This window comes from Streptomyces sp. NBC_01304, from assembly GCF_035975855.1.
GTDB lineage: Bacteria > Actinomycetota > Actinomycetes > Streptomycetales > Streptomycetaceae > Streptomyces.
The window spans coordinates 35,309-51,435 of sequence record NZ_CP109056.1 but is presented as its reverse complement, the minus strand read 5'-3'; the positions used below and the strand labels follow the sequence as shown (position 1 = coordinate 51,435).

General features: G+C 69.0%; 24 protein-coding genes. 11 read left to right on the top strand and 13 right to left on the bottom strand.

Annotated features, from left to right (window positions below; genetic code table 11):
* Positions 1-25: 25 nt before the first annotated feature.
* Positions 26-553, bottom strand: a complete 528-nt coding sequence (locus OG430_RS47805; protein WP_327359576.1) for a hypothetical protein — start codon at positions 551-553, stop codon at positions 26-28.
* A 39-nt stretch (positions 554-592) separates the two neighbouring features.
* Entirely contained in the window at positions 593-1,081 is a 489-nt protein-coding gene (locus tag OG430_RS47800; protein WP_327359575.1) for a hypothetical protein, read from the bottom strand.
* A gap of 222 nt (positions 1,082-1,303) precedes the next feature.
* Here OG430_RS47800 and OG430_RS47795 point away from each other — a divergent pair, with 222 nt between their 5' ends.
* The 4 genes from OG430_RS47795 to OG430_RS47780 all read left to right on the top strand — a co-directional run bounded on the left by OG430_RS47795 (position 1,304) and on the right by OG430_RS47780 (position 4,936).
* Positions 1,304-1,582 (top strand): HU family DNA-binding protein, encoded by a 279-nt coding sequence (locus OG430_RS47795; protein WP_327359574.1) that lies wholly within the window; start codon positions 1,304-1,306, stop codon positions 1,580-1,582.
* A 154-nt stretch (positions 1,583-1,736) separates the two neighbouring features.
* Complete coding sequence (locus OG430_RS47790; protein ID WP_327359573.1) at positions 1,737-3,899, top strand: hypothetical protein; 2,163 nt, start codon at positions 1,737-1,739, stop codon at positions 3,897-3,899.
* Complete coding sequence (locus OG430_RS47785; protein ID WP_327359572.1) at positions 3,896-4,474, top strand: hypothetical protein; 579 nt, start codon at positions 3,896-3,898, stop codon at positions 4,472-4,474. Before OG430_RS47790 ends, OG430_RS47785 begins: the two co-directional genes overlap by 4 nt.
* A gap of 54 nt (positions 4,475-4,528) precedes the next feature.
* Entirely contained in the window at positions 4,529-4,936 is a 408-nt protein-coding gene (locus OG430_RS47780; RefSeq protein WP_327359571.1) for a hypothetical protein, read from the top strand.
* A 76-nt stretch (positions 4,937-5,012) separates the two neighbouring features.
* Here the strand turns inward: OG430_RS47780 and OG430_RS47775 are convergent, their stop codons facing one another.
* From OG430_RS47775 to OG430_RS47735, 9 genes are all read right to left on the bottom strand, one after another.
* The gene (locus OG430_RS47775; RefSeq protein ID WP_327359779.1) at positions 5,013-5,357 is read right to left on the bottom strand and encodes a DUF6205 family protein; all 345 of its coding nucleotides are present in this window, start codon (positions 5,355-5,357) and stop codon (positions 5,013-5,015) included.
* Between the two features lie 44 nt (positions 5,358-5,401).
* Positions 5,402-5,923, bottom strand: a complete 522-nt coding sequence (locus OG430_RS47770; RefSeq protein ID WP_327359570.1) for a hypothetical protein — start codon at positions 5,921-5,923, stop codon at positions 5,402-5,404.
* A gap of 40 nt (positions 5,924-5,963) precedes the next feature.
* The gene (locus OG430_RS47765; protein ID WP_327359569.1) at positions 5,964-6,278 is read right to left on the bottom strand and encodes a hypothetical protein; all 315 of its coding nucleotides are present in this window, start codon (positions 6,276-6,278) and stop codon (positions 5,964-5,966) included.
* 292 nt (positions 6,279-6,570) lie between these two features.
* On the bottom strand, positions 6,571-6,915 hold the full coding sequence (locus OG430_RS47760) for a hypothetical protein (protein WP_327359568.1): 345 nt from the start codon (positions 6,913-6,915) through the stop codon (positions 6,571-6,573).
* A 172-nt stretch (positions 6,916-7,087) separates the two neighbouring features.
* Complete coding sequence (locus OG430_RS47755) at positions 7,088-7,396, bottom strand: hypothetical protein (protein ID WP_327359567.1); 309 nt, start codon at positions 7,394-7,396, stop codon at positions 7,088-7,090.
* Positions 7,397-7,528: 132 nt separating this feature from the next.
* Positions 7,529-8,176, bottom strand: coding sequence for a hypothetical protein (locus tag OG430_RS47750; protein ID WP_327359566.1), 648 nt, complete (start codon positions 8,174-8,176; stop codon positions 7,529-7,531).
* Positions 8,177-8,240: 64 nt separating this feature from the next.
* Entirely contained in the window at positions 8,241-8,660 is a 420-nt protein-coding gene (locus tag OG430_RS47745) for a hypothetical protein (protein WP_327359565.1), read from the bottom strand.
* 50 nt (positions 8,661-8,710) lie between these two features.
* Entirely contained in the window at positions 8,711-9,415 is a 705-nt protein-coding gene (locus OG430_RS47740; protein ID WP_327359564.1) for a DNA methylase, read from the bottom strand.
* A gap of 142 nt (positions 9,416-9,557) precedes the next feature.
* Positions 9,558-10,037 carry a hypothetical protein gene (locus OG430_RS47735; RefSeq protein WP_327359563.1) on the bottom strand — a complete coding sequence of 160 codons (480 nt, stop codon included), beginning with the start codon at positions 10,035-10,037 and terminating at the stop codon, positions 9,558-9,560.
* Between the two features lie 252 nt (positions 10,038-10,289).
* Here OG430_RS47735 and OG430_RS47730 point away from each other — a divergent pair, with 252 nt between their 5' ends.
* Positions 10,290-10,457 (top strand): hypothetical protein, encoded by a 168-nt coding sequence (locus tag OG430_RS47730; protein ID WP_327359561.1) that lies wholly within the window; start codon positions 10,290-10,292, stop codon positions 10,455-10,457.
* Between the two features lie 51 nt (positions 10,458-10,508).
* Positions 10,509-11,048, top strand: a complete 540-nt coding sequence (locus tag OG430_RS47725) for a hypothetical protein (protein WP_327359560.1) — start codon at positions 10,509-10,511, stop codon at positions 11,046-11,048.
* Here OG430_RS47725 and OG430_RS47720 read toward each other — a convergent pair.
* Both OG430_RS47720 and OG430_RS47715 read right to left on the bottom strand, forming a co-directional pair.
* A complete protein-coding gene (locus tag OG430_RS47720; protein WP_327359559.1) occupies positions 11,039-11,416 on the bottom strand; it encodes a hypothetical protein in 378 nt (125 codons plus the stop codon). The two genes, OG430_RS47725 and OG430_RS47720, sit on opposite strands and share 10 nt — an antisense overlap.
* A gap of 295 nt (positions 11,417-11,711) precedes the next feature.
* Positions 11,712-12,695, bottom strand: coding sequence for an endonuclease domain-containing protein (locus tag OG430_RS47715; RefSeq protein ID WP_327359558.1), 984 nt, complete (start codon positions 12,693-12,695; stop codon positions 11,712-11,714).
* Between the two features lie 219 nt (positions 12,696-12,914).
* Here OG430_RS47715 and OG430_RS47710 point away from each other — a divergent pair, with 219 nt between their 5' ends.
* From OG430_RS47710 to OG430_RS47690, 5 genes are all read left to right on the top strand, one after another.
* Positions 12,915-13,643: a mucin-2 gene (locus OG430_RS47710; protein WP_327359556.1), complete on the top strand. Its 729-nt coding sequence runs from the start codon at positions 12,915-12,917 to the stop codon at positions 13,641-13,643.
* A gap of 31 nt (positions 13,644-13,674) precedes the next feature.
* Positions 13,675-14,028 carry a hypothetical protein gene (locus tag OG430_RS47705; RefSeq protein WP_327359555.1) on the top strand — a complete coding sequence of 118 codons (354 nt, stop codon included), beginning with the start codon at positions 13,675-13,677 and terminating at the stop codon, positions 14,026-14,028.
* Between the two features lie 48 nt (positions 14,029-14,076).
* On the top strand, positions 14,077-14,637 hold the full coding sequence (locus tag OG430_RS47700; RefSeq protein WP_327359554.1) for a hypothetical protein: 561 nt from the start codon (positions 14,077-14,079) through the stop codon (positions 14,635-14,637).
* A gap of 80 nt (positions 14,638-14,717) precedes the next feature.
* Complete coding sequence (locus tag OG430_RS47695; RefSeq protein ID WP_327359553.1) at positions 14,718-15,278, top strand: hypothetical protein; 561 nt, start codon at positions 14,718-14,720, stop codon at positions 15,276-15,278.
* Positions 15,279-15,421: 143 nt separating this feature from the next.
* Positions 15,422-15,982, top strand: coding sequence for a hypothetical protein (locus OG430_RS47690; protein ID WP_327359552.1), 561 nt, complete (start codon positions 15,422-15,424; stop codon positions 15,980-15,982).
* Positions 15,983-16,127 lie beyond the last annotated feature (145 nt).

Genomic DNA, 16,127 nt, shown 5'->3' with positions numbered 1-16,127 from the left:
AGGCGGTCGGCCGCGGAGTGGGCGGCTATGCGAGATCGGGAGTCTGCGCGGCGATCCGCAGGATCTCGGCGGTCTCGATCACGCTCTGGTTGTTGAGGACGAGGGCCACGTCGCCGCGACCGAATGGGGAGCGAGTCGCCGTACCGCGGACGGTGCCGCCAATGTCGAGGAGCTTGATCTCCGTGTCGCGCGGCAGGTCCTGCACTGCAGGCCACGGATCCTCGAGGCACGTGCACTCCTCGTCGTGGAAGCACTCCTCGAGCAGGTGCTCACTGATGCGCTCGTACGCCGCAGGGCTGACCGTGATGTCCGACTGCGCGCGATCGCCGTCAGATTCCGGGACGATCCGAACCGTCCCGAAGCGGGAAGTGACGCGGCTGTTGAGGGCGCCGGGCGACCGGAGGTACTGGCGTACGTCTCCGTCGCAGGCATCCGCCAGCACGGCGAGGGCGACCGTGCGGGCCGTCTCGCGCGCGTGGCCGACTCCGTCCATCGCCGCGCGGAAGGCCGCGGCGGAGGCCGCAGGCACGGCGTGGGGTTCGGGTGTGTGCATGTCTGCCTTTCGACTGTCGACCGGGAGGGGCGGGGGAGGTCAGCGGATGCCGTGGACGACCAGCCGGTCTTGGCGGAACCGCTGGATCAGAGGAAGGCGGCCACTGGCTTGGAGGAGGACCGGCAGGTCGGCAGACGCGGGCTGTCCGTCCGCGACCATGTGGGCGTAGGCGATGGCCTCGATGAACGCCGTCAGGTACGGGCGGAGGTCCGCGGTCTTACGGCGCCGCAGGAGCCTGCCCCAGGGGGTGCGCGCCTGGCCGACGTAATTCGCGTTGCGCTCCTGAACTCGCCGGAGCAGCAGGTGGCCGCGGATCAGCGAGTTGCGAGCGCGGAGGCCGACGCCGGGGCCGGGCGCACCGAGAACGCTCATGGGCAGGAGAGCGGCGGCCGCGCCGTCGACGGCAGAGGCGATGGCCTTCCAGGCGTCAACGTGGCGCGGGGGCTGGCCGGCTTGTTCGGTGCGGTGGGCAGGCCGGGAGAACGAGAAGCGGAAGTGCGGCACGGCCGATATGGCGGCGGAGCTCATCGGAGGAGTCCTTTCGGGGAGGCCAGGGCTGGGCGGGGTGAGGCGGAAGGGGGCGCCGGCCAGAAGATCGAGTGACGCGTAAAAAGTAACTTCAAGTTTCACCTGCGGTCAAGTTTTACGCGTGATACCGTGTGGTGGAGTCGCCGGGCCCTGGATTGTCAGTGGGGCCTGGCAGCATGACTGCGAGTCTTCAATCAGGAACAAACCACACGGAGTGCACATATGAACCGCAGCGATTTGGTGACCGCGCTGTCCGACCGCGCCCAGGTGACCCGCAAGGACGCCGACGCCGTACTGGCCGCGCTCGCCGAGACCGTCGGCGAGATCGTCGCGAAGGGCGACGAGAAGATCACCATCCCCGGGTTCCTCAGCTTCGAGCGCACTCACCGTGCCGCTCGCACCGGCCGCAATCCCCAGACCGGTGCCCCGCTCACCGTGCCCGCCGGGTACAGCGTGAAGGTGTCCGCGGGCTCGAAGCTCAAGGAGGCGGCGAAGGGCTAGCAGCCCTCGCCCGCCGTGCACAGTGCGGGACGGGGCGGCCCTGGCCGCCCTGTCCGGCTGTGACGCACAACTCCCGCCTTACTAAGCTCCCAAGCACTCAGGGGCACGGAGCGCCTTCCCCAGACTTCGAACCACGACCGCAAGGGCAGGAAGCATGATGGCTGGCGTACGCCTGGCCGGCTGTGACGGCTGCATCGGCTCCGACAAGCCGGGGTGGATCGTCGAGTGGGTCCAACGCGGCACCCGGATGCAGAGCGAGTGGAAGCGCTGCCCCAAGGCGTGCACCCCGCAGTCCCGGGCCGCGAAGATCGAACAGTTGCAGCGTCTGCGCGCGGAACAGCAGGCCCCCGTGCCTCAGGCCGTCGCTCCTGCGGACACGAGTACGAGCCGTTCTCCCGTTCAGGAACAGCCGGCACGCCACCTGGCCAGCCCGCGGCCGGCCCCCGCGTACCAGGGCCGCGCCCAGGGAACTCCCGCGCGTCGAGGAGGCCGCAGCGCTGCGCCTCGCTCGACCAGGACCACCGCGCCCGTGGTGAAGCGCCCCATCCGCTGGCCCGCCGTCGCCCTCGACAGCAGCACCGACGGCTGGATGCTCGACGTCGACCAGGTGCCGGCGCCCGCGGGCACGAAGCTGGCCGACTGGTTCCACTGGCTCGGCACCGGCCTGCCGCTGCGCATCGACCGGATCCACGACGCCGGTCGTCCCGGCGACGGCATGGTGTGCCTCTCGGCTGCCACGCTCAAGACCCTGGGCCTGCCCGCCTCGTTCCCGACCACCGACAAGGCCCTCGCCGCCCTCCAGAAGAAGCTGGCCACCGCCGCGAACACCGCCGGCATGGAAATCTCCGAGGAGATCGGCCCGACCTTCCAGGCCTACCGCCGCCCGGGCGCCCCGGGCGGCCTCAAGACTTCGATTCGCGTGGTGGTCGCTCCCTGGCTCGGCCAGGGCAACGAACGCCAGCAGAAGACCAGCGAGATGATCGTCCAGCTCGCCACCACCCCCGACGGCGAACTCGACGCGGCCACGCTCGCCCGCCGCGTCCGTGCGTACGTCGCCGACCTCGGAATCGCCCCCGGCATCACCCCGGCCACCACCAGCAAGCTGCTCCTGGACGCCGTCCGCCCGCGGTTTGAGCCGTACGAGAACGACCAGGGCGAGCGCCGGTACCGGCTGCGAGAGGGCGCCCTGCCCGATCAGGACACGACCATCCCCTGGGCGGCCGGCGCCCGCCACCCTCTCACCGTTCAGGCCCTCGCAAAGGGCGAGGCCGTGTGCGAGGAGGAGGACTTCAAGTGGTGGGCCAGGCCCCTCACCGAGAACGAGTCCGCCATGCCGTACGCGGTGGCCGTCGACGTGTGCGCCTCCTACCTCTCGGTCACCACGTCCCTACGCCTGCCCGTCGGCCCCCTGGAGTACGTGAGCAATCCCGCCTGGGACCCCAAGTCCCCGCCGGCGGGCCTGTGGTGGTGCGACTTCACCGCCCTGGAGGTCGAGGAGCTGCTACCGCACCCGGCCACCTTCCACGGCAGGCGCCCGACCGGCCCCGGCTGGTACGCCACCCCGACCGTCACCTACATGGCGGCCGAGTACGGCTTCGACCCGACCACCATCACCGACGCCTACCTCTCCACCCTCACCCTGCCGATCCTCAAGGAGTGGACGAACCGGCTGCGCGAGGCCTACAAGCGCGCCTACGCCGCTCTCGGACTGCGCGACGGCCAGGACCCCGAGGAGTTCCTCGCCGCGTACGCCGCGCACAAGCAGATCGACCCGGCCGACACCGAGGCCGGCGACGCCCTGATCCTCGCCACCCTCTACAAGGCGATCTACAAGGGCGGCATCGGCAAGTGGGCCGCCTCCGCGAAGTACATGGACGACGAGACCTGGATGAAGAAGGTCGTCGAGGACTGGTCCTACCGCCCCGAGCTGCGCCACCACATCATCGCCGCGGCCCGGATCGCCAACCACCGCCGCATGCGCAAGACCCTCAACAAGACCGGCCGGGCCCCCTTCGCTGTCAACGTCGACTCCCTCATGTACGCCACCGAGGAGCCCTCGGCCCTCGAGCTCCTCACCCCGCCGGAGCAGGGCAAGCCGGTCCTGGGTGTGATCCGGCTGGGCATCGGCCCGGGCCAGTTCAAGCACGAGGCCAGCATCCCGATGCCCGCGGTGCGTGAACTGATGGAGCGGGAGAACGAAGAAGACCGTGAGCATCCCGGACGGCTCACCCACCACTTCAGCACGGACGGACTGCCGCTCGCCGACGAGGACATCGACGACGCTGAGCACGATGAGGACCAGGAGGACGGCGCATGACCGGGCAGCAAGAGGGCGAGGGCCCCGGCGTCAACGGCAAGGTCAAGGAGTTCATCTTCCCCTCCCGCAAGGCGCCCGCACGATCTACCACCCAGGCCGCGCACGTCCGTGACCGCAAGTACGACGGAAGCACGGCGGCGATGGCGGCCGCGTACAACGTTTCCCCGCGCACCGTCTCCCGGTGGATCGACGGCAGCCGTACGCCCAAGAAGCACGCCGACCAGCTGAAGAAGGAAGCAACCGAAGTCCAGACCACCGAACGGGGCCGCGAGCGCCGCGCCCGCGAACTGGAACGGCGCGGCAGTGATGTCGGATCCTCCGGGATGGGCGCCACCGTCCCCCGGGTCGGCACCTTCGAGATCCGCGGCTCCAACGCGACCCGCAACCGGGACATCGGCATCGCCCTGTCGGGGAAGCAGGCCGCCGAACTGGCGCGCACCATGGACGAGGCGGAGATCAAGAAGGTCATCGGTCAGGGGATCGCCCACTACATGAACGGCGGCAGCTCCTTCGGGGGGTTCCGTGCCGACGACTTCGAGTTCGACGTCAACAGCGTCTCCTTCAAGGGCATCTAGCCCGCGCCCCGCGCTGTCAGTCCCGGCGGGCAGACTGAACTCATGGAGACGACGGTGAGCACCGACGCAGCCGCACCGCGGATAGTGCCGGCGCTGCCGACGTCCGACCCCGAACTCGGCGAGATCCGGTGGGAGCGCTGGGAGCCCGCCCTTCTGCTCACCCACCACGACCCCGGCTGCTCCACCTGCGCCTTCCCCGGCCCGCTCGCGACGGCCTTCGGGATGACCTGGTACACACCGGAGCCGACCTGGACACGCAAGGCCAGATCAGGCCCGGGCGCGCGGTCGCAGTGGGTACGCGCCCAGCCCAACTCCTACTGGTGCAACACCCATTGGGCCGTGCGGTGCCCGCAGTGCGACGAGATGCGCGTCTACCGGCGCAGCGACTGGACGGAAATCCACTACCGGCCGCCCACTACGGAGCGGGCCGTCCCGCCGACCGACGACAACGTCCTGTTCTGACGGACGGGCTCCTGGTCCGGGCCCGCGTACGGCGCCGGCCGCCGAGGACTTCGGGCGCGCGGGGGGCCTGGGCGGGCTACGGGGCGTCGTCCGGCCAGACGACCGTCGGCTTCACCCGCACAGCGCGACCGTCGATCACCGCGACACCCCACATGTCGCTCCAGTGGTTGTCGCCGATGCACTGGAAGCGCCCGCGGAACGTGTGCCCGGGGAACGCGTCGATCAGCTCCTGCAGGTCGTCGTCGAGCCGTTCGAGGCTCTCCTGGTCGTCACCGTCCGGCAGGACTCGCCGGACAGTCTGCTGCTGATCCACTTCAGGCACCTTCGAGTCCCGCTTACGCGGCACATCCAGCAGCACCGCCCGGTTTCGCTGCGGGCGCCACTCGGCGAACCGGCTGCCGTTGAACTCGGCCCAGACCAGCGGTGGTTCGATCGTGACCTGGCCGGTGACGTACGTGTCGTAACTCAGAGCGCAGCCCCGGTGGCCGCCGCAGTCCGCGGTGCGATCTGGAGATGCTGGGTGGCCTGCGCGTTCAGGGCGCGCAGCCTGGTGAGGACGGAGATGGCGTGTGCCGGTCCGTCCGCGCTGGCGAGCCAGGACGCGACGGTGGTGCCGTCCGGCAGGCCGGACAGCGTCGTGACCATGTGGTCGAGCCGGAGCACCGGGCGTCCCTGGCCGTCGCACTCGGTGTCGAGGACGCCGAGGCGGGGGACATGGCCAACGTAGTGTCCGATCTCGTCGAAGGCGTCCTGCCACAGCTCGAAGGTGGCACTCGGAGCCTGCTCAAGCAGGGCGCGGGCGAGGTCGGTTGACGTCCCCAGCGGTGCGTCGTGATTGCTGTAGGGGGCGCCCAGATCGACGGTGGTGGGTGTGCCGAGAGTCCGGCCCGAGGAAAGGCCCGCATCCCAGATGGCGTTGAGGACCGCCGGGCGGTCGGTGTCGCTCACGTCGTAGATGAACAGCTGCACTGCGGCGTAGTTGGCCAAGGTGGCTCCCGGGGCAGAGGGGACAGAGATTCGGCGGGGGTCAGGCCCCGACGAGGGCGCGACGAGCGGCCAGGGCGCGGTCGAGCAGGGCAGCCTCACCAGGGTCTACGGCGATCGGGGAGTCGCAGCTCGGTGTCGGATCGACGTCGAGGACGCCCCGTGCGGTGCCCGCCACCAACTCGGTGATCTCCTCAGGGGCGAGGTCGTGGCGGGTGAAGAGGGCCACGCCGCTCAGCGAGATGTGAAACGCGAAGGCGTCGCCGAAGATGACCTGAATGACGTTCCCGCTGGCCATGGCCTCAAAGAGTTCGTCGGTCGTGCGCTCGGTGTCGTCGAGCTCGTCGGTGTGGTGCACGTTGTCCTGTTCTCTCCGGCACGACCGCCTGCGGATCGTGCGGGTAGGGCGCGCGGTGGGTCGGCCGGAGGGGCATATGAGGGTGGCGCGAGCTCGGTGGGAGAAGAGCCCGCAGATCACATATTTTACTCAAGAATCACCAATGCGGCAAGTTTTGCGCGTCATTCGTACTGCCGGGGATTCGAAGCCGAACCACACCGAGAATCCTGCTCAAGGTGTCACGCACCGGTGTCACGCTCGCTGTCACACGCCAGGAAAACCCTGCTCTGACCAGCCAACTCCTAGCACACGGTCAGGAGGAACCGGCGACCTTGCGGGGAGCGGTGAGCACGGCGGACATGACGTCATGGAGCAGCGCGATCAGCCGCTGGCCCTCGGCAGAATCCATCGCAGCGCTCGTGCGCAGCAGGCCCGCACTGTGCACCACGGCCGGGGCGAACACCCCTCCAGGGGGTGCGACGTCAACGCCCGCGAGTCGAATCCCTTCAAGGAGCACATCGGTGGGCACCCCAGGATTTCTCAGCACGTACGCAGCGCAGGTCACCTCGGCCTCGCTGGGCACCTTCGCGCCTGACTTGAAGTCACGGAGAAGGGCTTCAAGGTGGGCCACCACGGTGGCAAGAGCCTGGGACGTCATGCAGGCAGCGTAGAGCGAAGACTCTCGGCCTCCCCTCGCAGGGCGCCGGCTCGCCGCTCACCCTCGCTCCGCGACGGAGACGCGCGTCCGTAGGTCGAGCACGAGCACGCAAAGGTCCGGGGGTAGAGCCACGCTTGCGGCCCCGCCCCCGGACCGTCGCGCCCGACCAGGCTCAGAACGAACGGTGCTGCTGGACCTTGCCCACGATGGCGCGTACGACCATGCCGAAAGCCATGCCGATCCCCAGGATGAACAGGACGCCGAACACCCGCTCAACGAGCAGATACGTACCGACCGCGGCCTGCCAGACCAACGGCAGCCCCAGACAGAGGGCCCGCACAGGGCGGAACGCGCCAGGCGACAGGCCGGGTTGCTCCGGCGGGTGCCGAAGGAGGCTGCCGCCGGATCTCTCGTAGGTGATCACGGCACCGGTCAGCAGCGGCAGCAGGATGGTGACAACAACATCGAACAAGGCGAGCACGAGACACACTCCAGGAGGTCGACGGGGCGCACGGCACAGACCGCCGGCGCCGGCCGAAGCCCCAGCGGTCAGTGACGCTCCTGACCCTGAGGGAGCAGCCCTGTGGACAGAGGCCGGCGAACCGCTCCGCGCCTACTCGCCGCGGACATGAAGGCGAAGGGCGGAGCCGACCGCACGGACGCAGGACCGGGTGTCGTCCTCGTAGGCCCCAACCGGGCTCTGGGGGTAGCCGGGCGATTCATACAGGACCTCAACGCCGCCCGGCGTGGACCGGCGGACGCGCCAACCACGGTGGTACCTCACGGCGTGGTCGATGTGGTTGCGGTGCTCGATGAGAACGTACGGTGCCACCGAGCCCTCGCCAGGGTCGGCGACGTAGTCGCCGGCGATGACGCAGTTGTAGCGCTGCAGCTTCCGCGAGAAGCCGAGCTCGGCGGGAATACCAGCCTCCTTGAGCAGTTGCCGCAGCATCCGGTCGGCACGGCACGCGCACACCGTGACGGTGCACCGCTGCGCCTCGACCCACGTCCTCAGCCTCCCGAGCGACTGGCTCATCTCGGCCATCTCGAGCTGACCGGACTCCATGAACGGATCAGCCGGCCCGTCCTCCATAGCCAGGTAGCCCTCGGTTGCCCGGCAGTCGTGCAGCGCCTCATACACCTGCTGGCGCACATGAGCGAAGCAGTCCGGGAGACGGCCCTGGGCCAGGCCGCCGAGCGGGCTGGATGCCGCGAATCCTGCTGCGACGGCAGCGGCCTGACCGCGGGTGATTACGTACAAGTAGGGCTCCTTGAGGGGCAAGACGGAAGGGCGGTCAGCAGAAGGTGGCACCGACAGGGCAACGTCAGAGGCCGGACGTCTCATCGGGTGCGCACTGCGGGGAGGCGCCCGACAGGCAGATCCGCTCGATCAACTGCATCTGCCCGGACGCCTTCTCGTCCCATTCGCACCGACGCTCCTCGCTCAGCCGGGCCAGGTTGCGGTCGACGGTGGCGAAAGGCGAGCCGGAGTTCCCCGGCCACCTGTTGCCGGTCACCGGGTCGTAGTCCATGTTCCGGTAGTCGAGCCAGTGCTGGCGATGCGCGCTGCACAACTCCTTCGGGAACCGGACCGAGTAGCGCTGGTCGGGCGGGAAGGGCTTGTTGGTGGCCAGGTGCTGCATGCGGCGCCACTGGGCGCCCTCCCACCGGAACCAGAGATCCCTGACCTCGGCGGGAACGGCAACACCCAGGAAGGTGTCAGGAGTGGCGGGATCGACGAGCAAGGTCAAACAGCTCCGTTCAGTTGGGGTTGGGCGGAATCGGCGAGGGCTGCTCAGACGCGGACGAGGCGGCCCTCGGGGCTGTGCTTGAGGTAGGGGCGCATGATCGTGGGGATGGGCTCGAAGTCGGGCTCGCCCCGCAGGGCCGCGCCCCAGCCGCCGGGACGCTGGAACTCGCGCCCGATGTACTCGGTGTAGGCGGGCGGGATGGCCTCGGTGAGCTCCTCATGGACGTCGGTCCAGTGGATGTCCATGGCCGCCTGCATCTCGGCGACGGTGCCCTTGCCGCCGCCCTTTCCGTACGCGGCGATGTACGGGCCGTCCCGGTAGACCCCGTGCCGCCACCCGCGCACCGGCCCGCGGTGCTTGAGATGGGGCAGCTGCCGGGGTTCGCCGCCCCACCAGTTGATCTCGAAGTGCCGGTGCCGGATGACACCCAGCCCGAACATCTCGCCGCACAGCGTGAGATCCCGGCGGATCGAGGCCCCGGGCACGTTCTCGATCACCCACGGCACGCCGTACCACTCGCACAGGGCACGCACCTGGGGGATCAAGTCGACGTACTCGCGGCCGCGGTTGGTGCCCTTGGTCAGCGCGGTATGGGCCTGGCACGGCGGCGAGATGTGCACCAGGTCGAACTCCTGACACATCTCGCGCATGGCGTCCAGCGCGTCCCCCTCGATGAAGCGGAAGGGGTAGCGGGGCCGGGGCTTGATATCGACACCGGTCACGTCGAAGCCCGCAAGGTGGTAGCCCATGCCGGCGCCGCCGGCGCAGCAGCAGAGGTCGAGAACGCTAGGACGACGCCCGTTCAGGTCTGGATCCACACGTGGGCGGCCCGCCGTTGACCCCGCAGACGCGGAGCCAACGCGAGCGAAAGGCGGGTGGGCGGACGTCACGTCAGACCGTTGCCCGCCGCTTGGCCATCTTGTCCCGCCGGTCGCGCTCGCCGAGGTGGGCGTCGTACTGCGTCTCGGCGTCGGGCTGCTCCCAGAATCCGTCGATGGCCTTCTCGTACTGCTTGAGGAGGTCCTCCAGGGCCCGCGGATCTGCAACGACGGCGCGGGCGGCGGGGCTCTCGAACTCGGGCCCGTACTCGGCGTACGCGTACCAGAAGCCCTCGTTCTCGGCCTTCGAGGCGAAAGCGACCAGTTCGCGGAAGTCGTAGTCGCAGAGCTGCAGTTCCTCCTGTTCGGCGTCGCCGTACTGGGCGGGTGCGAGGTGGCGGAGGACTGCACCGACGGCCTTGAGCAGGTCGGCGTTGACGAAGCCCTCGTGCTCGAAGGCGTCCAGGACCTCGAAGGGGCGCATCGCGTCGACGCGGCACAGGAGCTCGTGCTCCCCGGTGTCGACTGCGTTCCGACGGGCCTCGTCGACCAACGCAAAGAACAGCGTGCGAGCAAGAGCCTGGGGGTTCGGAGTCGTCAAAGAGATCCAATCGCAAGGGGGACAGGGTGCGTAGCAGTCGGCCACACCGACGCTGCACTTAGTAATTTACCCAACACGGATTGATCCGGCAAGTTTTACGCGTCATCTCTCGGGGTGATCGAACTGTTGACGCGAACAACTTGACTGTAGATCTAGCAATGGGTAAATTAGTGGAAACAGTCGAGCGGACGAGGAGTGACGCAGATGAAGCAGAGCCTGACCAACTACACGACCAACCGAACCCGCGCCGTGGCCATTCAGGGCCTTCGCCGCTCTGGTGCCAGCGGCAGCCACGCCAGCGGCACGCGCCGCGAGCGGGGCCGCCGCGCGGGCAAGAGCGCCGCGATCCGGTTCTCCGCATCGGCGGGCTAGGAGGCAGTCGGCCCTCAATCGGCTGCGCGCCCCTGCTCACCCGGAGGTCTCGTGAACACCCCCAACCGACTCGCCGTGACCGTGGCCTCCACCGACGGCCGCACGACCAGGATCGGCCCCATCCCCACCCGACAGCTCAGCGAGGACATGCACCACTCGCTGAGCGCCTACAGCACGCGCCCCGAGCGCGAAGGCACCACGTGCGAGATCACCGACTACGACCCGACGGTCGAGCACTTGCCTCTGCTCCCTACCACGGCGCCGGAGATCGCCGAGCTGATCAGCGATCCTCGGCAGGGATTTGAAGCACCCTTCCCGAACCTCTGGGAACGGCTTGTCGCTCAGATCGGACTGGCGGAAGGCGATGTGCTGTGGCGTCAGGCATTCGCCCTCTACGTGGACGACGAGCAGGCCCGCGAACGTCCCGCAGACCGCCTCAACGCGGCCGACGAGCTGTTCACCAACAACCTGCGGCAACGCCTCACCGAACTCGTTGCCAGTCGAGCCGGCGACGTGAGTGCAAAGGAGATCGACGACGCAGTCGTCTCCATTCAGGGCCTCGCGGCGGACTGGGCCCGGAACTACCGCTGAGCTGCGACGACCTCCAGCACTCGGCGGAACCGAGCGATCAGCTCCGACAGTTCTTCATCGAACCCCTCGGCCTCCTCCAAGGCTTCCGCCGGCAGCGAGCCCAGCGGGTCGCGACCGATCGCGGGGTGGTCGCGAAGGCGATCCGACAGCGCGTCGAGCCGCTCCATCAGCATCGCCCGCCGGCCCTGGTCGGCATCGAGCGAACGCCACCAGCGGAACCGGGCCAGCGCGTCCTCCGGCCGGGGCGGCAGCGCGCGGCGCAACTGCTCTGCCCGCTCGCAGAGCTTGTCCTGGACCAGTTCGAGCAGCGGACCGTGAATGCTGGCCAGCAGCTCCTCCGGGGCCTTCGTGGTCATCGCGACGCTCATGGTGCCCACTGTGCCAGCGCGTACTGACATGCCCTTCGATCTCGATGGTCCCGACAACGCTGCCAGGACGGGGAAGACCCCGTATGGGCCAAGGCCCGGGCCCAGACCGCGGCGAGCGCGAGCCTCGATGGCGCCGCTGGCGACTTGATCGCGAGCTGACGGCGCCGCGTCTACGCTCGCCCATGCGGGCGGCCGCCCGTCGTGAACGACGCGAACCTCATCAGCGGCCGCCCGCACCAACATGTCAGCCGGACGGCACCGCGGCGCGTACTCCTCGGTCAGTGCCGCCATGCGCCTACGCAAGGTACGGATCCAGGCCGGTGACTTCGATCTTGCGCTGATCACGGCGCCGGTCCTGGGCGCGGTCCGTGTAGAGCATCTGGAGCGGTGCGGCCGGCGGGTTGTCGAGATAGTCGGCCCAGCGGCAGCCGGACAGGTGGGGGCAATAGTCGATCTTGTTGTTGCAGATTCTGCAGAGCAGTCCTCGCACGTATCCGCTGAAGTGGTCATGATCTATGTAGACGCCCCACGCGTCACCGCACCCCGCGCACATCGGCCCGAGTGCTTTGGTCAGTTGGATGCGCTGCCGCCCTTTGGCGGTAGTCGGGTCGGCGTAGGTCGGCCAGGCGCCGAAGCCCAGGCGCCCCGGGCACCGACGTCCGTGCGGCACCTGATCGGGGTCGACCTCCTCGGCGGTGAGTTCCGTTGCCCACGCCTTCTCGACGGCGTCCCGGCCGAACAGGCCAGACGTTGCGGAGTCCAAGGCCGAGTGGCGCAGCCGACGGTCGTTCGGGTCGGGGTAGTAGGCGTTCGGCTTCCCGCTGGGAAGGATCGAGTCAATACACCGGTGGGCGACCCACGGGCGGCCGGCGTTGGTGTGTGGAACTCCGCACACCAACTTCTCGCCTAGCCGAAGATGGAAGAGGCTGTCCGAGCCGAGCACGGCTCGGGAACCGACCCAGCTCCCTGGCCCCTGATGTCGGTACCGGGCATCACACGCCATATGGTGTCGCGGGCTATCGAGGCTCTCCTCGACGTCCTCGTACGTCCAGTGCAGCGCGTGCTTCCACAGCAAGGTCTCGCGCCGGCCCTCCGGCAGCTCGTCCAAGGTCTGCGCGACCACGACGCGCACCGCGGCGGAACTCTGCGTCTCGACATCCGACTCGACGCGCTCAACCGCCGTCGGCGCCCTGCGACTGCGCAGCATGCGCCACAGCCGCGGCAGTCGGTCCAGGCGGTGAGCAGCGGGTTCGGCGTTCGAGCGCGATATGGGGCACATGGCCGCGAGATTGGCCGTCCATTCCTGTGGACAGAGGCCAGGCGACGAACGGTGGCGGTACCTCAGGGGGCTGGCCGCGACGCGCGCGGGAGGGGATCCACAGAACTGGCGACGCGTAAAACTTGACTCCATGCCTTGCGATGGGTAAATTAGGGAATGTGTTCGGGGGTGGAGCAAGCACCCCCGAACGCATCCCTCACTGCGACCAGATGGAGATCCGTGCGCAACTACGCCACCAACCAGCAGATCGGCCTTCGCCGCAACCAGTGCGACGCGACGGCGGTGTTCACCGACCGCCGTACCGGAGCGCGGGCCTATGTTCTGCTCGACGGAATCGGCGACACCAACACGGTGCGTGAGTGGACCCGCGATGCGGCCGTCCGCCTGGCGCGCGCCGCAGCACGTCGCGGTGACGCCGAGTTGGGCCTGCGGGCCGTCTACGACGGTTACGTCGCGCAGGGCGGCGGGAGGGCATCGGCCGTCGCGGTGGTCGCCGTGACCGCACCGGGCAAGCCGCTCACGGTCGCCTGGTGCGGGGACTCCCGCGCCTACCTCCTCATCGACGGCACCGCGCAGCGGCTCACCAACGACCACAACCTGCGCCGCCTCTACACCGGCGGCAGCCGCAACACGGTCACCTCCTGGCTCGGTTCCGCCTTCACGGAGGACGAGGTCAAGGAGCGCTGCGAGGGCGAGCACCCGGCGATCGAGTCCGTCACCCGCCCCGCAAGCACGGTCCGCCTGCTCCTGGCCAGCGATGGCGCCTACGAGCCGCACGAGGACGCCCAGAAGAACCTTGGCGACCTGCTGACCGGAACGCCCGGTGAGGTGGCCCGTCGCCTCACCACGACCGCCGTCCAGCAGTCGATCACCGCCACCCGCACCCAGAGGCGCCCCGAGGGCTACGCCGACAACGCGACCGTCCTGGTCGCCGACCTGAACGCCTGACCCCACGCCACCAGCAACGGAGACGCTCGCCATGGACCTGCAGCAGATCGACGGGCTTGCCGTCGACCCGGGCTTCCGCCTCAACCTCGACGGCAAGGCCCGCTTCCAGCACGAGGGGTACATCGTCGACGTCCTCGTGCGACGCCCCACGGTCGAGGAGTTCCGCGAGGGCTTCGAGTCCGACGAGGTCGTCGTCATCGGCACGGTGACGCTGGAGAAGATCGAGGTGGGCAAGGACCGCTCGGTCGCAAACGAGTACGACGGCGGCGAACTGCGGGAGGCGCTGGAGAGCGTCCTGCAGCGTGCGGTCGCGGACGCCCGGCACACGGTCGCCCGCCTGGCGGCCCGCGTCGACACGACCGACAGCAAGAGCCGCCCGGCCTAACCCTCAGCAAGAACCCCGACACCCAACTGGCCATGAAAATGAGACCTGTTGTCCGACGACGACGAGCGCACCGTGGCCGTGGACATGCGAGCACTGTCCGTGGACGGCTACGGGAGTCTCCATCGTGTCCCCCGGGGCACCCTGCTGCGCCTGGAGGAAGACGCCCTCGGCATGAGCGCCGGCCTCTGGCGCGCTAGCTGGGACTACAGCCGTGGCACCTATCCCGGCTGCCTGCGCGACCTGCAGCAGGTTGCGCAGGCCGAGACCGGGACACTCACGTCGGATGGCACACGTATCCACACCGCACGCCGTGCTGCGGACTGGACGAGCGAATTTCCCGTCCTGGTCCAGGGGTTGACGGTCGGAGACCTGCGCACCGCGCTCGACTCGATGAACCTGCCCGACGACACCCTGGTGGCCATCGGAGCCGCGACCCACCCGCAGGATTTCATCGGCTCCCCGGCCTCAGCCCGAGTCGAGACCGGATTCTACGAGCCGCACCCCGTGTCCGGATTGCTCGGTCTCGCAACCGGTGGCGCACCCGAGGCCGACGCGGACGGTGCCATCCCGCTCCACCTTCCCGCCTTGGTGCTTTACCCCACCCACTGACCCTTCGGCCACCAACAGATCGCCCGGCGTAGTCCTCCGAACTACGCCCGGAATCCCAACTGACCCGCGAAGGAGACCTGTTGTACAACGATGGCGAGACCAAGGTGGCCGTGGACGTTCGGGCGCTGTCCGTGGACGGCTACACGAATCTGCGCGACGTGGCCAGGGATTCGCTCCTGCGCCTCGCGGAGCCCGTCCTCGGCATGAAGGCAGGCCTGTGGCGCGCCGGCTGGTCCTACGGCTACGGCGACTATCCGTGCTCCGTGCGCGAGTTGGTCAGGGTCGACCCGGACCAGGCCGCAGAGCTCCTCGCCGAGGACACCCCCGTGCACGCCGCCAGCCGGGCCAGCGACTGGACGAGTGACTTCCCCGTCCTCATCCAGGGCCTGACGGTGGGAGAACTGCGCACCGTTCTGGCCACGGTCGACCTGCCGGACGCGACCCTGGTGGCCATCAAGTCCGCCGATCACCCACGCGAATTCGCCAGCTCGCCCGCCTCGACTCGCGTGGAGGTCGGCTTCTACATGCCTGCCCCCGAGTCCGGCATGTACGGCATGGCGTCCAGCGGCGGACCGGACTACGACGAGGACTGGAACATTCCCGCCCACGTCCCCGCCCTGGTGCTCTATCCCACCCACTGACCTTTCGAGGCCCAGCGGCCATCAGCGGGGCACCCAGGCTTCCCGCCTGGGCGCCCCGCTCCCGGCCGCCCGCCAACAGGTCCCGCCGCACTGCCAGCGAGCGGATCAGCCCCACGCCCTGCCCGCCACCACATCGGAGCCCCATGACCGTGTACGCCGAGATCGACCCCTGGAACCACCGCTTCATCGTGACCGCGCGCCCGAAGGGAGAGGGCTACGACCACGAGATCCACACTGATGACGACCACCGTGAGGCTCGCATTCGGCGCAACGACGAGATCGAGATCGGCGACACCGTCCTGGGCTACTTCGGCACGACCGTCCCGGTGGACACCAGCGCAGCGGCCATCGCCGAGCACGGTCCGTGCGGTGGACCGGAGTTCGGGGAGAGCTACCACTGGGGTGATTCGTACTGGGCCGACCCGAGGCCGTTCAAGCCGTGTGGCTGCGACATGTGCGACACGGAAATCGAGCGACCGACCGGCCTGCCGATGCTGGTACTCACCGTGGGATTCCCCTGGGACTGCTGCGACATTCAGCCGGCCGCCTGCTACGCCTTGATCCGGCCCTACCGGTGCCACTGCGGCTGCGACAACACCCTTGGCAAGCGCGAGGAGTACGACTGGGAGTCCTCCGTCTCCCTGCACCACCTGCGCGAGTCCGGCCGCCCGCTGCGGCCCGGCGAGGCCCTCACCACAGACTGAGGAACCCGGACCGTGACACCGAGGCGACGCGCGCAATCTCGTACACCGCGTCAGCGTGCTGCGCCGACACGCCCACGTGCGGAGCCGTGAGTGGAGTAGGCCACGGCCGGCGACGTAGTGTGCCAACTACCTGGCCCGAGCGCGG

Bases quoted from the DNA above. Each gene is read 5' to 3' on its own strand.
- OG430_RS47720 (WP_327359559.1), bottom strand. From the start codon at position 11,416: ATGAGCGTCGCGATGACCACGAAGGCCCCGGAGGAGCTGCTGGCCAGC.
- OG430_RS47785 (WP_327359572.1), top strand. From the start codon at position 3,896: ATGACCGGGCAGCAAGAGGGCGAGGGCCCCGGCGTCAACGGCAAGGTC.
- OG430_RS47705 (WP_327359555.1), top strand. From the start codon at position 13,675: ATGGACCTGCAGCAGATCGACGGGCTTGCCGTCGACCCGGGCTTCCGC.
- OG430_RS47760 (WP_327359568.1), bottom strand. From the start codon at position 6,915: ATGACGTCCCAGGCTCTTGCCACCGTGGTGGCCCACCTTGAAGCCCTT.
- OG430_RS47805 (WP_327359576.1), bottom strand. From the start codon at position 553: ATGCACACACCCGAACCCCACGCCGTGCCTGCGGCCTCCGCCGCGGCC.
- OG430_RS47800 (WP_327359575.1), bottom strand. From the start codon at position 1,081: ATGAGCTCCGCCGCCATATCGGCCGTGCCGCACTTCCGCTTCTCGTTC.
- OG430_RS47795 (WP_327359574.1), top strand. From the start codon at position 1,304: ATGAACCGCAGCGATTTGGTGACCGCGCTGTCCGACCGCGCCCAGGTG.
- OG430_RS47715 (WP_327359558.1), bottom strand. From the start codon at position 12,695: ATGTGCCCCATATCGCGCTCGAACGCCGAACCCGCTGCTCACCGCCTG.
- OG430_RS47690 (WP_327359552.1), top strand. From the start codon at position 15,422: ATGACCGTGTACGCCGAGATCGACCCCTGGAACCACCGCTTCATCGTG.
- OG430_RS47740 (WP_327359564.1), bottom strand. From the start codon at position 9,415: ATGGGCTACCACCTTGCGGGCTTCGACGTGACCGGTGTCGATATCAAG.
- OG430_RS47730 (WP_327359561.1), top strand. From the start codon at position 10,290: ATGAAGCAGAGCCTGACCAACTACACGACCAACCGAACCCGCGCCGTG.
- OG430_RS47790 (WP_327359573.1), top strand. From the start codon at position 1,737: ATGATGGCTGGCGTACGCCTGGCCGGCTGTGACGGCTGCATCGGCTCC.